Raw genomic sequence first — 14016 nt, 5'->3', positions numbered from 1 at the left:
GGCGTCGCGCCTCACAGGCGCGTGGATAGAAACCCGTGTTAACATCGCGCTCTCGAAATTGCGCCCGCTTCGGCGTGCGCAAATTTGCTCACCATCTTGCTCACCACCGCGTACTTCCGGCAGCTGAAACATCCGCCCGATTTACGCATCTCAAAGTGTCCGAACGATGTCCGCAGCAGGTATGAACGCCGCGCAAGCCGAAGCGGTGCGCTATCTCGATGGCCCATGTCTTGTGCTTGCAGGCGCTGGCAGCGGCAAGACACGCGTGATCACCCAGAAGATTGCCCATCTGATCGAAGGCAAGGGTTTCGAGCCGAAGCACATTGCCGCGCTGACCTTCACGAACAAGGCCGCGCTCGAAATGCGCGAGCGCACGGCCAAGCTGCTCGAAGGCAAAACGCTCACCACGCCCGGGAAGGAAGGCCGCCGCGTGCCGGTGAACCAGTTGACCATCTCCACGTTTCACTCGCTTGGCGTGCAGATCATGCGGCAGGAGGCCGAGCACGTCGGCCTGAAACCGCAGTTCTCGATCATGGATTCCAGCGATTGTTTCGGCTTGGTCCAGGAACAGCTCGGAACCACCGACAAAGGCTTGATTCGCAAGGTCCAGTCCATTATCTCGCTGTGGAAAAACGGCATGATGTCGCCGGATCAGGCGTCGGCGAGCGCGTCGAACGAGGACGAGATGCAGGCGGCTATTGTGTTTCGCAGCTACGTGGCAACGCTGCACGCTTACCAGGCGCTCGATTTCGATGATCTGATCCTGAAGCCCGCGCAGCTTTTCGCGGAGAACGAGCAAGTTCGCGAAAAGTGGCAGAACCGGCTGCGCTATCTGCTGATCGACGAATATCAGGACACGAATACCTGCCAGTACGAACTGCTGAAGCTGCTGGCCGGTCCGCGCGCGGCGTTTACGGCCGTGGGCGATGACGACCAGGCCATCTACGGCTGGCGCGGCGCGACGTTGGAGAACCTGGCGCAGTTGGGCAAGGACTTTCCGAAGCTGCATGTGGTGAAGCTCGAGCAGAACTATCGGTCGACGGTGCGCATCCTGACGGCTGCCAACAACGTAATCGCGAACAATCCGAAGCTGTTCGAGAAGAAATTGTGGTCGGAACACGGAATGGGCGACTCCATTACCGTGACCGCTTGCAACGACGAAGAGCACGAAGCGGAGTCTGTGGTGTTCCGGCTGTCGGCACATAAGTTCGAGCGGCGCGCGGCGTTTCGCGATTACGCCATTTTGTATCGTGGGAATTTTCAGGCGCGGATCTTCGAACAGGTTTTGCGGCGCGAGCGGATTCCCTACGTGTTGTCGGGCGGCCAGTCATTCTTCGATAAAGCCGAGATCAAGGACATCGTCTCGTATTTGCGGCTGATCGCGAATCCCGACGACGATCCCGCGTTCATCCGCGCGATCACCACGCCGCGGCGGGGCGTCGGCAACACAACGCTCGAGGCGCTGGGTTCGTTCGCCGGGCAGGCGAAAGTGTCGCTGTTCGAAGCCGTGTTCATGGGCGGCATTGAGGCGCGGTTGTCGGCGCGACAGGTCGAACCGTTGCGCGCGTTTTGCGAGTGGATGCAGCGCCTGTCCGATCGGGCGGGGCGCGATCCGGCCACCCAGGTGCTCGACGACATGATGGAGGCGATCCATTACGAGGCGTATCTCTACGATGCCCACGACGAACGTCAGGCGCAATCGAAGTGGCAGAACGTGCTTGAATTCTGCGAGTGGCTGAAGAAAAAGGGCACGAAGCCCGAGGCGGAGCCGTCCGAGGATTCAGAGGCCACGGGTTATGACAACGCAGATGGTTTGGGCGATGAAGGCAAGAACCTGCTTGGCCTGATCCAGACCGTCGCGCTGATGTCCATGCTCGAAGGCAAGGACGAAAACCCTGATGCCGTGCGGCTGACGACAGTGCATGCGTCTAAGGGGCTCGAATATCCGCACGTGTTTCTGGTCGGCGTGGAGGAGGGGATCATGCCGCACCGGGGCAATCCCGATGCAGACGCGGACGCTCCCGTCGACACCGGCCGGATCGAGGAAGAGCGGCGGCTGATGTACGTCGCGATCACGCGGGCGCAGCGCAGCCTTCATGTGAACTGGTGCAAGAAGCGCAAGCGGGCGCGCGAGACGGTGGTGTGCGAGGCGTCGCGGTTTATCCCGGAAATGCTTCTCGACGATGCCCCGCCGCCAACCGAGGAGGAAGCGCCGATGTCGCCGAAGGACCGGATGGCGCGGCTCAAAGAGTTGCTGCAGAAGCCGGCTTGATTGTTTTGGTCGGACTCGGATGCATTAAGAAACCCTGCGTGTTGCTTTGCGCAGGGTTTTTTGTTGGCATCGGGTGATGGCGAGCGGCTATTTGACGGCTGCGACCATGTAATCGACGGCGGCTTTCACGTCGGCATCGGATGCATTCGATCCGCCCTTGGGCGGCATCGCGCCCTTGCCGTGCAGCGCGTAGTTGTAGACGGTGTCCATCGGCTCTTTCAGGCGCGGCGCCCACGCGTCTTTGTCGCCGTATTTCGGCGCATTGAGCACGCCGGCCGCGTGACAGGCCTGACAGACCTGCGTGTACAGCGTCTTGCCGGCTTGCGATGCGTCCGCGCTTTCTGTGCCGGCCGCAGCGCCCGAACTTGCCTGCGGGACGTTCGCCAGGGCCGCGACTGCGGCGGCGGCCTGGGCGTTGTCGGTCGAGGCCGCGCCTGCTGCGGCGCCGCTGGCCGGTGCTGCAGCCGATGCGCCAGCTGCCGCGCCCGCTGCTGGTTGCGCGGGCTCGGCGAATTTTGCGCCAGCGTCGTTAGCCATATAGACGACTGCCCGGGAAATTTCGAAGTCGCTATAGTCATCGGGGCTCGTGCCGCCGCGTGCGGGCATGCCGCCTTTGCCGTTGAGCGCGTTGTGGAGCAGGGTGTCGTAGCCTTCCGCAATGCGGGGCGCCCAGTCGCCGGCATTGCCGAACTTGGGTGCGCCCGCTACGCCGGCCGTGTGACAGGTCGTGCAAACCGCCTTGAAGACTTCTTCGCCGGTTTTGTACACGTGGGGGGCGTTGGCATCGCGTATGTCGACCTGTGCAACCGGGGCGATGCGCGCGGCCACTTCTGCGTCGGAGAGGGAATCGGTGCCGGCGCCGGTGCGCGTCGTGTTGTTGACGTAGACGGCCAGCAGCACGATCACGACGATCGGAACGGCGAACCCGGCGACTATTGCCGCAATGAGTTGGCCAGGCGTTTTGATCGGGACTCCGTGGGGTGCTTCACTCATGCTCGTCTCGTCTCCCTTTTATTTGTGAGTCGGTTCAGCAACAGCGTGACAGCAACAACGACTTTCTGGGGTGTTCGTGATCGTTTTCACCAGCACGGTCGATTATAGACGGAACGTTTACGTGGCGGCATGCCCGCAAAGGCCTGTCGCAGCGCGTGTTAACCCGGATTTCGGTGCGGTGGGCGAGGGTGTTCGAGGGACGGGTTATTGGTTGGCGTGGTCCTTGCGGTGGACGGATCGACGGAAAACAGGTATTGTTTCGGACTCGCAGCGGCCCTGCCTCCATTGTTTTGTATATGGAACGCGGTGCCCTCGGTCATACGCGCCCGTAGCTCAATGGATAGAGTACTGCCCTCCGAAGGCAGGGGTTGCTGGTTCGATCCCAGCCGGGCGCACCAAGATTTAGCAGGGGTTCCGAGGGTTTTAGCCGGTTCTCGTACTTTCTTCGATTCCATCTATCCAGTTAGTTGCCGATTTCAGCTTCGGCTGCTTTTCGTCGTCAAAAATGCGCGATCGAAATGTGGCCCCTAATTCCGAAACGATTGTTTTAGCGATATCAGTGCGCAGTAGGCGTCCGGCCGTGTCGCGTTCCATAGCGCAGTTTGCGCCCCGCTGGTCGTGGCGCTTTCCTTAGCGACGCGTTCGAAACGCCCAATCTCCAGATACCCCTTATGCCGGGATCACGTTCAACTCCAAGCGCATGCCGAGCGCGGCCAGCGCCGAGGCGATCGTATCGATCTTCGTCGCATGTCCGAGGTCAATGACGCGGTTCACTTCCTGTGGACGCGTATGCATGCGTCGGGCCAATTCGGCGGGTGTGACGTGCTGCGCCAGCATTGCATTAAGCAGCAGCACCTTCGCCGCAACGCTAGCGCGTAGCTCGATCAAGGTATCGCCGCGCTTTGGGGCGGACGGCAGCGGAACCGGGCGTTTATCTTCGAAATAAAAATCCATTGCGGTAGCCAGCGCATCGATGGCCATCTCGATAGCTTCCTCGCGAGTCGCGCCAGCCGTTATGGCTTCGGGAATATCGCGGAACGTAACCGTAAAACCGACTTCGTCGGCCTTGAGTCGGGCAGGGTAGCGGAACATTGTGTTTTCCTGTTTTTGTCGCAAGATGCAAACCCCGTACGGGCTTGCAATCATTTGATGCCTAGCTGTTTAAGAATCGCCTTCCGGAGAGGTTCGGATATTTCTTGGCTCGGGTGCCTTTGGCAGCGTGGTTTGTCGTCCATTTAAGTAGACTTTTATGTGTCGGGTGCCATCGGTAAAAGTCGCCCCTTGTTTGGACAGCCATCGTTTGAATTCGCTCTGCTTCACTGGCTTCCTGAGTCGTTACAGGAGCTCGAGTATAAGCAAAAATGTTTATAGCGACAGAGACTACGTGAAAGCTTGGCCGTCGATCACGGGAAGGATCGGCGGAGACGTTGCGCCGGCCGTGCCTGATGGCAAGTTCCACGTGCTGCATAAGTGCCAATGGCACCCATGGATTTCGAGGCCCAGGCCGAGGCGATTCGCCAAGTCAAGCAGCAATACAACGTGACGTATATGGCCATCGATACGACAGGCATCGGCCAGGGCGTTTATCAGCTCGTGCGCCAGTTCTACCCGCACGCCGTCGCGCTCAATTACTCGCCTGAAGTGAAAGGCCGCCTCCGCGTTCGCGCGCATCCCGCCTGCCATGCCAGGGCAAGGGCGGCAAGGATCGCATCACTCTCTTGACCGTCCCTGCGCTCGGCGTGCTGCGCACCTGGCTCGCCGAGCGCGACGTCAATCCAACTGCGCTGCTGGCCTCCTAGTCGAATAAAAAATTTGACGTCATTTAAACCATAAAACCTGCGCACGCAGGTTGACCGCCGTCACCTCCTGCTTCATCCAATCTGCAAGCATATCGGCATCGATCCGACGTTTAATTGTCACTCCCCACAGGGTGGAGCATGCGTTACGAAATTGCGCTTCAAATATTCAATTCAATGGCTCCGGTATTCCTTCTGATCTTCACCGGATGGCTGGCCGTACATAAAGAAGTGGTTGGAAAGCAAGCCAAGAAGGTCTGCTCGGCGATGGTTTCGGAATTCGTCTTTCCCGCGTTGCTTTTCAACGAGACCTACAAGGCAAAGCCTGCCGAAGTGTTCAACGGCAAGTGGATCCTCGCATTTACCATCGCGATGTGCCTGATGTGGCTACTCGGCTACGCAGTGAACAAGATCATTCTAGGCAAGGACATCCGCGCAAGCGCGATGCTGGCAATGCTGTGCAGCTTTCCGAATATGGGTGGCATGGGCATTCCCTTCCTCGCCCTGCTGATCGGTGCGAGCTCGGCCATTTCCGTTGCGATCGCTAACGTGATCGTCGCGGTGACCGTGATCCCGGTCACGCTGTTCCTGCTGGAACTGGGCGCCACCGCGGTCGCCAGCGAGTCGCGTGCAACTGGCATGCATATCTTCACCACCGCCATCGTCAAGGCGCTGAAAAAGCCGATCGTCTTCTCGGTAATGCTGGGCCTGCTGTTTAGCGTAACCGGCATGAGCGCGCACTTGCCGAAGTTCGTCATCTCGACATTCGATATCGCCGCCAAGTCCTGCAATTTTGTGTCGCTGTTCGCCGTGGGCGTCGCGATCTACGGGGTGAAGCTATCGCTGACCAGAGGGTTCGCGGTCAATCTGGCGCTGAAATGCGCGGTCAATCCGGTCATCGTCTGGGCGCTGGTCATGCTGTTCGGCCTCACAGGAACACGAGCCGAGGAAATGATCCTCCTGCTTGCAATGCCAACCGCCACGACCGCCACCATTCTCGCGTACCAATGGAACGTGCAGGAGCAGGAGGCGTCGAGCCTGTACATGGCGAGCACGGCGCTCTCGATCTTCGTACTTCCTGCCCTTCTGGTGCTGATGCGGCTCTTCATCCCCGGCGTGGTCTAGGCGCATCCTCAGGGAGCGCTGCGCTCGGCGCCGCCTTGCAGGCGGACCATCGTGCGCGTCGCCCTCAAGGATGGGCAGCATATTTGAAACAACAAGGAGGCTGGCTGGAACAGGAGTGGCGGTTGAGGGGGCTGAATGCCAGCCTGGTTCCGTCGCAAGGATTGTTCGGCTGGACAAAGGCTATGACGGCTGAATTTGATTTTGAATTTGAGTTTGAAACAGTGTGTCCTGCTAACGATCCTGCACAGGCGTTAGCAATACGGCAGTTGCTCGCCAACTGCCACCTGGATGCCGATCCCGACATTGACGTATTCGTGGTCGCGCATCGAGAAAAGCAGCTCGTTGCATGCGCGGGCCTCGCCGCCAACGTCATCAAGTGCGTCGCTATTAACCCGGAATGCCGCGGCGAATCCCTTAGTCTGCAACTCGTCAGCCGCGTTGTCACTCTTGCGGCCGAGCTCGGGCATTTCCATCTATTCCTCTACGCACGGCCTTGCAACGAGCCGTTCTTTCGAGGGTGTGGTTTCTACCCGCTCGTCGAGGTGCCGGACACCATGACGCTCTTCGAAAACACGCCAGTGGGAATCAGCCGCTATTGCGAGCAATTGCGTCAGACCCGGCATCCCGGTGCGCGGATCGGTTGCATCGTGATGAACGCCAATCCGTTTACGGTAGGCCACCAGTATCTGGTTCGTCGTGCGCTCGAAGCGTGTGACTGGCTGCACGTGTTCGTCGTGAGCGAGGACGTCTCGCAGTTCCGTTTCGCCGACCGCTTCTTGCTGGTGTCGCAGGGTCTCGCTGGCACGGAAAGGCTCACGGTCCACTACGGCTCCAGGTACACGATCTCGAAAGCTACGTTCCCCGGGTATTTCCTGAAGGACAAGGGGATGATCGAGCACTGCCGCACGGCAATTGACCTGTTGCTGTTCCGCCAGTACATCGCGCCCGCGCTGGGTATCACGCACCGCTTCGTCGGCACCGAGCCGTTTTGCGTGGTCACCAATCGCTACAACGAGGACATGAAGCACTGGTTGCAGCACACGCAAGCGCCTGGTTCACCCGTCGGGGTGGTCGAAATTTCCCGCTACGTGAAGGCGGGTATTCCGGTCTCCGCATCCGCCGTGCGCCGCCTGCTCGCGACAGGCGACTTCGCCCGCATCCGGCCGCTGGTTCCGGACAGCACATTTCGCTTTCTCATGAAGGGCGCGCCAATCCCCGGCCATAGCCTGCATATGCAGGGATGAGCCGGATACGGGGTTGACAGCCCTGCTCGCGGTAAAAGGAAACGCATCATGCAAATCATCAAGGAAGCCATTGCAGGCTCGCTGGAATCCAGCGACCTGCTGGTCAATATCGGGCCCGCACCCGATGGCAAGCTGGAAATCGTCTTGCGCAGTGCGGTCATCAAGCAGTTCGGTGCACAAATCCTTCAGGTCGTCGAAGACACGCTAGCTCGAATGGACGTGACGAGCGGCAGTGTCGTCATTGAAGACAAAGGTGCGCTGGACTGCGTCATCCGCGCCCGCGTGCAGACCGCTACGCTACGCGCGTGCGGCATCGACCATCTGGCATGGGAGCAACTGTCATGAAACTTCGCCGCAGCATGCTCTTCCTGCCCGGGTCAAACGCCGCGATGCTGTCTACCGCGTTTATCTACCGGCCCGACTCCATCATGTTCGATCTTGAGGACGCAGTCAGCCTGCGCGAGAAAGACGCGGCCCGTCTGCTGGTATTTCACGCGCTGCGCAATCCCATTTATGAGGATATCGAAACGGTTGTGCGTATCAACCCGCTCAATACACCCTTCGGTCTCGCCGATCTCGAAGCAGCCGTGCGCGGTGGAGCGAACGTCATCCGCCTGCCGAAGACCGATCGCGCCGCCGACGTGCATGAGCTGGAAACCGAGGTCGAGCGCATCGAACGCGCATCGGGTCGAGCGGCCGGCAGCGTGCGCCTGATGGCCGCGATCGAATCGGCGAGCGGTGTCGTCAATGCACTCGACATTGCGCGCGCATCGAAACGTCTGATCGGTCTCGCACTGGCCGGCTTCGACTACGTGATGGACATGCAAACCGAACGAGGTGACGGCAGCGAACTGTTCTATGCCCGTTGCGCTGTGCTCCACGCCGCGCGCGCCGCCGGCATTGATGCGTTCGACGTCGTATATCCCGACATCAACGACGATGCGGGTTTCGTGAAAGAAGTCGAGTTGATCAAGCGCCTGGGGTTTAACGGCAAATCGCTGATCAATCCCCGGCAGATCGATCTGCTCCACAACGCATATGCCCCCACCGAGGAGGGCGTCGACTACGCACGCCGCGTGATCGCCGCCGCCGAAACCGCAGAGCGCAACGGGCTGGGCGTGATCGCCCTGAACGGGAAAATGATCGACGCGCCCATCGTGAACCACGCCCGCCGCACACTGCAACTGGCGCAGGCGTCGGGCACCCGTCGATAACCATAGGGATCTGTCGATGAAACACAATGAATTTCTGACGGCCTTATTGCAGAAGAATCCCGCATGGCGTCCGTTTGCCGGCGCCAATGCAATCACCCCTCACCTAGCGAACCCCACGCAGAAGCGCGAGCGCAAGCTGTGCGCGTCGCTCGAAGAAGCCATCACGCGTACCGGGCTAAGAAATGGCATGACCATTTCCTTTCACCACGCGTTCCGCGAAGGTGACAAGGTGATCAACATGGTCGTCGACGAGCTGGCGCGCATGGGCTTCAGGGACCTCACGCTCGCGTCGAGCTCGCTGATGTCGGTCAATGAGCCGCTGATCAAACATATCCGCAACGGCGTCATCACACGCATCTTCACGTCGGGTATGCGCGGCAAGCTGGCCGATGCGATCTCACACGGCCTGATGGACAATCCCGTGCACGTCCATTCGCACGGCGGCCGTGTTCATCTGCTCAAGTCGGGGCAGTTGCAGATCGACGTCGCCTTTCTCGGCGTACCATGCTGCGACACGCTCGGCAACGCGAACGGATCGCACGGCAAATCGCGTTGTGGATCATTGGGCTACGCGAAAGTCGACGCGCGCTTTGCCCGCCAGGTGGTGTTGCTTACAGACGAGATGGTCCCCTTTCCCAACGTCCCCGCGAGCATCTCGCAAGACGAGGTCGACTATATCGTCAAGGTCGACGCAGTCGGCGACCCCTCGCGCATCAGCGTGGGTGCGGCACGCATGACCAGCAACCCGCGCGAGTTGCTGATTGCGCGCCGGGCCGCCGATGTGATCGAGCACTCGGGCTATTTTGTCGACGGCTTCTCGCTGCAGACCGGCTCGGGTGCATCGTCCACCGCTGCCACGCGCTTCCTCGAAGAGCGCATGATCCGAAAGGGCATCACTGCGAGCTACGCGTTAGGCGGCATTACTGGCAGCATGGTCGATCTGCACAAGAAGGGCTTGATCAAAACGCTGATCGACACGCAGTCGTTCGATACGGTCGCCGCGCAATCGCTAGCCGAGTCCCCGCATCATCAGGAAGTGTCCACCAACGAGTACGCCAACCCGTCTTCGAAGGGAACGTATTGCGATCTGGTCGACTTGGTGATCCTCAGCGCGCTCGAAATCGACGTCGATTTCAACGTCAACGTGATCACCGGGTCAGATGGAGTGATGCGTGGTGCCTCCGGCGGGCACTGTGACGTGGCCGCCGCTGCGAACCTGACGATCGTGGTCGCGCCGCTTGTCCGCAGCCGCATCCCCACCGTGGTCAAGCACGTGACAACGGTCGTGACGCCGGGAGAGTCGATCGATGTGTTGGTCACGGATCAGGGCATCGCTGTCAATCCGGCCCGTGGAGACGTGGCAGAGCGTCTGATCGCGGCTGGCTTGCCTGTTATGAGCATCGAATCGCTGTATGAGCGTGCTGTCGCGCAGACCGGCCTCCCGCAGCCGATCGAGTTTACCGATCGAGTGGTCGGCATCATCCACTACCGGGACGGCAGTGTTATCGACGTGGTCCGCCAGGTCAAGACGTGAACCCGTCGATCAACGCGCAGCCGGTCACGCTGGAAGCGGTGCTGGTCGCGCGCGAAGCACGCGCCCAGCACCAGGCGCAATGGCTCGCGCGCCACGGCGCGCCACTCGTTTCCACGACGCTCGTGAGCCCAGGGGCCGTGAAAGACGGCGCCTCCTGGCGACGCGTCATGCAGGAAGCACTGAGTGCCGTCGCTGCCACACTGGCCCGGCATCAGTGGGCGGTCAATGAGTGCACGACGCTGTGGCTGCCTACCGGTCCGGAAGCGCTCTATGCAGTGAGAGCCAACCCCGTCGATCTCAAGCTGGCAATGGTGGAACTCGAAGACGGGCATCGGTGGGGCCGTCTGTGGGATCTCGACGTTATCGATGAAGTGCGTCCGCTATCGCGCCTGAGCCTCGGGCTGGAGCCGCGACGCTGCCTTGTCTGCGACGACGAGGCCCATGCCTGCGCGAGAGCACGACGCCATCCGATTGAGGAACTGCTTGCCGCTATCGATGCGAGGATCAATGAATCTGAATGATCTGCAAACGTGCGCCTTGGTCACGGATGGCGCGCTGCGCGATACGTGCGCGCTGACTGGCGCGCTCGCTTACGAAGCCCTGATGCGCGAAGCGTATCTGACACCCAAGCCCGGGCTCGTCGACGCGCGCAATTGCGGCGCGCATCGCGACATGAATTTGCATACGTTCTCTGCAAGCGCCGACGCGCTTGCGCCGTATTTTCCGCGCTTCGCGGCAGCGGGCTGCCATTACGGAGCGCTACCGGCCGACGAGATTTTGCCTCTGGTTCGCCCTCTTGGGCTCGCCGCCGAACAGAGCATGTTGCTCGCAACGAGCGGCGTCAATACGCACAAAGGTGGAATCTTCGCACTCGGCTTGCTCTGCACGGCCGCGGGACGGCTATTAGCGAGACATACGCCGTTGCGGGTACACAGCTTGTGCGCCGAGGTGAAGGCGATCACCTGTAACCTGGTCGAGCGAGAACTGGCAAGCGCGGGTAATGCGCATAGCGCAGGCGAGCGGCTATTTCAGCGTTTCGGTTTGACAGGCGCACGCGGCGAAGCCGCGCGGGGCTATGCAACCGTACGAGAGCACGCATTACCCGCCTATCTCGCACTTCGGCAGCAAGGTGCACGCGATGAGATCGCGTTGCTTCAGGCGCTCCTGCATCTGATGGCCCGTAACGCCGACACCAATCTGGTTGCACGCGGTGGACTGGCCGGCCTCGAATACGTCCAGCAGACCGCGCAAAGGCTGTTGCAAGCTGGCGGCGTGTCGCACCGGCTGGGGCGCGCTCGAATGATTGAACTGGACGACGACCTCATCACCCGCCAACTGAGCCCGGGCGGCAGCGCCGACCTGCTCGCGGTGACCTGGTTTCTCTCGCGTTTCGAGTTGGCGCCCGTGCGTCAGGCTTATAGCGCGGCAGCCGAACGTCACGTACCCATTCTCGTTAAAGTGAGCGGATCAATTCAGAAAGGATAACGAGGCCGTGCGGCCAGGGACCGTAACCCGCCTCCGCGTTGATGTGCCCCGCTTCGCCCACGTCCACCAACAGGCAGCCCCACGTATTCGCCCAGAAATGCGCGCGCTCGAATCGCAGCAGCGGATCGTCGTGACTGGCGACCAATACGCCGGGTACGTTCAGCCGATGATGCGGCACGCGGTCATCGAGCTCGAACCGGGCGGGCTCCGCTGGCGCAACGAGCATCAGTCCCGCCACATTCACATCACGGCTGGCAACCAGCGCACAACTAGCGAGTGCGCCCAGGCTGTGTCCTATCAGGATGGCGGGACGCTCGCATTGCGCAAGCGTGCGACTGATCGCGTCGATCCAGCTTTCGACATCCGGCTGATTCCAGTCACGCTGCGCGATGCGCCGCCAGCCTGAAAAGCGCTGATGCCAGTGTGACTGCCAATGATCGATATCGCTGTCGTAGAGACCCGGCACCAGCACCAGCTCGAAGCGCCCCGCCACGCTTTCGAGTTGCATTTCTATCGATTGAAACTGATTTCCCGGCATGCTACGAACCTTTATTCAAGTGCGATGGTGTTGGCCCACGCAGACGTCGGCAGCGATGTATTACATCCAGAGCGACATCAGCGGCCAGCCCACCAGCAGCAGCGTAGCGATGTAGAACACCCCGAGTATCGCGCCCATTCGCCAAAAGTCTTTGGACGTCACGTAACCGCAGCCGTAGATGATCACACCGGGCCCGGTGGCATAAGGTGTCAGGACACCCATGAGCCCAATCGAAAACACCAGTAGCATGGAGAGGTGCGCCATTGGGATGCCGGGCACCCCTTTACCCACGGCCAGAATGACGGGCAGCATGGTGGCGGTGTGAGCCGACAGACTGGCAAACAGGTAGTGGGAAAAATAGAACACCAGAACTAACACCATGACCGCCATGACAGGCGAAAAACTGTTCAGGTGTACGCTCATCGTACGGGCAAACCAGTCGATGAATCCGGAACGGGTCAGGCCGTTCGCCATCACGACCAAGGTCGCCAGATTGACCAGCGTGTTCCACGCGCTGGAGTATTTCGTGACGTCGCTCCAGCTTACGACCCGCAATACCAGCATTAGGGAAACCGCCAGCAAGCCGACAGCGGTTGCGTCAATGAACGAGTCACCGAATACCCATAGGCACAGGCTGAGCAGCACCAGCACAATCAACGTGCATTCCTTGCGGTTCAGCTTGCCCATTTCATCGAGCGATTTTTTCGCCCAGTTGGAAACCTCACTACTGCGGGTGATGCCCGGCTTATACAGCACATAAGAGAGAAGGGGCGAAACGATCAGCAGGATCAGGCCGACTGGCAGGAATCCCAGAAACCATTGCCCCCAGCTAATGTGCACGCCGGCAATCTTGCCGACAAATTCGATGCCCAGCACATTCGGTGCGGCACCGGTAACGAACATGGAGGCGCTCACGCTGGTACTGACCACCATCATCCACATCAGATAGCCACCAATCTTGCGCGAAGACGGGTCGTTGGGATGGGAGTCGAACAACGGCGGCAGGTTCTTTATCACCGGAAAAATCGTGCCACCGGTCCGGGCTGTGTTCGACGGAGTAAACGGCGCCAGCAGGATATCGATGATGACAATGGCGTACCCCAGCGTCAGGGTGCGTTTGCCCATGAATTTGACTAGATACAGCGCAATACGACGCCCCAGGCCGCTCACCTCATAACCTAGCGCAAAGATGAATGCGCCGAACACGAGCCATACCGTGGTACTCGAGAATCCGGCCAGCCCCCACTTCAGCGCCTCCTTGCCCGCATTGAAGTGAGGAGCAGCCAACTCGGCAGGGCTGAACAGCAAGTAGTTGCCTCCGATGACGCACAACGTGACCGCTATAAAACTGACCGCCGTTGCCGGGATAGGCTCCAGGATCATGCCGACCACCATGGCGACAAACACAGCAAAATAGTGCCACGCCTGTGGAGGCATACTACCGGGGACGGGGACCAGCCACAGGAGCACCATCAGGGCAATAGGCGCAAGCGACTTCCATATTTTCTCTTTCGGGTTGGACATGAGAGGTTTCCTGAACAAGGACATGCTTTTTGATGTTGTGCGTCGCCTCGCGTGAACCCTTGTTGACCGGATCGTGCCGGGCCGTAACGAGGCCTCCGTACTGGGTTCGCCGGCGCTCCAGCCGCACTTTTTGGCAAGTATTTTAGTAGCAGTGCTAATCGATCGATTAGTCTGGTTTAAGACATCAACAGCACTTTTTTGTACTTCAAATTGCCGCTTTCACGATCCGCGTCATACAGCCGTGGTTATGCTTACACAATTATTTAACGGTGTTTATGGCGCTAAAGGTTT

General features: G+C 60.0%; 13 protein-coding genes and 1 tRNA gene. 10 read left to right on the top strand and 4 right to left on the bottom strand.

Translation table 11 applies throughout. The features are described 5' to 3' along the window. The first annotated feature begins 166 nt into the window (after window positions 1-166). Window positions 167-2272, top strand: a complete 2106-nt coding sequence (locus SBC1_RS17475) for a UvrD-helicase domain-containing protein (RefSeq protein ID WP_165988690.1) — start codon at window positions 167-169, stop codon at window positions 2270-2272. A gap of 87 nt (window positions 2273-2359) precedes the next feature. Here SBC1_RS17475 and SBC1_RS17470 read toward each other — a convergent pair whose 3' ends face one another. Next, window positions 2360-3265, bottom strand: coding sequence for a cytochrome c5 family protein (locus SBC1_RS17470; protein WP_165092912.1), 906 nt, complete (start codon window positions 3263-3265; stop codon window positions 2360-2362). Between the two features lie 322 nt (window positions 3266-3587). Here SBC1_RS17470 and SBC1_RS17465 point away from each other — a divergent pair. After that, window positions 3588-3663 (top strand) — tRNA-Arg (locus SBC1_RS17465). Window positions 3664-3934: 271 nt separating this feature from the next. Here SBC1_RS17465 and SBC1_RS17460 read toward each other — a convergent pair. Next, window positions 3935-4357 (bottom strand): type II toxin-antitoxin system HicB family antitoxin, encoded by a 423-nt coding sequence (locus SBC1_RS17460; protein ID WP_165988688.1) that lies wholly within the window; start codon window positions 4355-4357, stop codon window positions 3935-3937. 384 nt (window positions 4358-4741) lie between these two features. Between SBC1_RS17460 and SBC1_RS39915 the strand changes: the two genes are divergently transcribed. The 8 genes from SBC1_RS39915 to citG all read left to right on the top strand — a co-directional run bounded on the left by SBC1_RS39915 (window position 4742) and on the right by citG (window position 11663). Next, window positions 4742-4987 (top strand): hypothetical protein, encoded by a 246-nt coding sequence (locus SBC1_RS39915; RefSeq protein WP_241201976.1) that lies wholly within the window; start codon window positions 4742-4744, stop codon window positions 4985-4987. A 215-nt stretch (window positions 4988-5202) separates the two neighbouring features. Then, entirely contained in the window at window positions 5203-6186 is a 984-nt protein-coding gene (locus SBC1_RS17445; protein WP_165988686.1) for an AEC family transporter, read from the top strand. An 83-nt stretch (window positions 6187-6269) separates the two neighbouring features. After that, on the top strand, window positions 6270-7430 hold the full coding sequence (citC, locus tag SBC1_RS17440) for a [citrate (pro-3S)-lyase] ligase (RefSeq protein ID WP_207958417.1): 1161 nt from the start codon (window positions 6270-6272) through the stop codon (window positions 7428-7430). Between the two features lie 48 nt (window positions 7431-7478). Beyond that, window positions 7479-7775 carry a citrate lyase acyl carrier protein gene (gene citD, locus SBC1_RS17435; RefSeq protein WP_165092909.1) on the top strand — a complete coding sequence of 99 codons (297 nt, stop codon included), beginning with the start codon at window positions 7479-7481 and terminating at the stop codon, window positions 7773-7775. After that, window positions 7772-8644: a citrate (pro-3S)-lyase subunit beta gene (gene citE, locus SBC1_RS17430; protein ID WP_206365979.1), complete on the top strand. Its 873-nt coding sequence runs from the start codon at window positions 7772-7774 to the stop codon at window positions 8642-8644. Before citD ends, citE begins: the two co-directional genes overlap by 4 nt. Window positions 8645-8660: 16 nt before the next feature. Continuing rightward, window positions 8661-10178, top strand: coding sequence for a citrate lyase subunit alpha (gene citF, locus SBC1_RS17425; RefSeq protein ID WP_165988684.1), 1518 nt, complete (start codon window positions 8661-8663; stop codon window positions 10176-10178). Further along, window positions 10175-10699, top strand: a complete 525-nt coding sequence (gene citX / locus SBC1_RS17420) for a citrate lyase holo-[acyl-carrier protein] synthase (protein ID WP_165092906.1) — start codon at window positions 10175-10177, stop codon at window positions 10697-10699. The genes citF and citX overlap by 4 nt, the downstream gene beginning before the upstream one ends. Continuing rightward, the gene (gene citG, locus SBC1_RS17415) at window positions 10686-11663 is read left to right on the top strand and encodes a triphosphoribosyl-dephospho-CoA synthase CitG (RefSeq protein ID WP_165988682.1); all 978 of its coding nucleotides are present in this window, start codon (window positions 10686-10688) and stop codon (window positions 11661-11663) included. The genes citX and citG overlap by 14 nt, the downstream gene beginning before the upstream one ends. Here the strand turns inward: citG and SBC1_RS17410 are convergent. Together SBC1_RS17410 and SBC1_RS17405 are read right to left on the bottom strand one after the other, a co-directional pair. Continuing rightward, window positions 11632-12201 (bottom strand): alpha/beta hydrolase, encoded by a 570-nt coding sequence (locus tag SBC1_RS17410; protein WP_165092904.1) that lies wholly within the window; start codon window positions 12199-12201, stop codon window positions 11632-11634. The genes citG and SBC1_RS17410 overlap by 32 nt on opposite strands. Before the next feature lie 60 nt (window positions 12202-12261). Continuing rightward, window positions 12262-13725, bottom strand: coding sequence for an anion permease (locus SBC1_RS17405; RefSeq protein WP_165092903.1), 1464 nt, complete (start codon window positions 13723-13725; stop codon window positions 12262-12264). Window positions 13726-14016: the final 291 nt, after the last annotated feature.

Source organism: Caballeronia sp. SBC1 (assembly GCF_011493005.1).
GTDB lineage: Bacteria > Pseudomonadota > Gammaproteobacteria > Burkholderiales > Burkholderiaceae > Caballeronia.
This window is presented reverse-complemented; position numbering and strand designations above follow the sequence as displayed.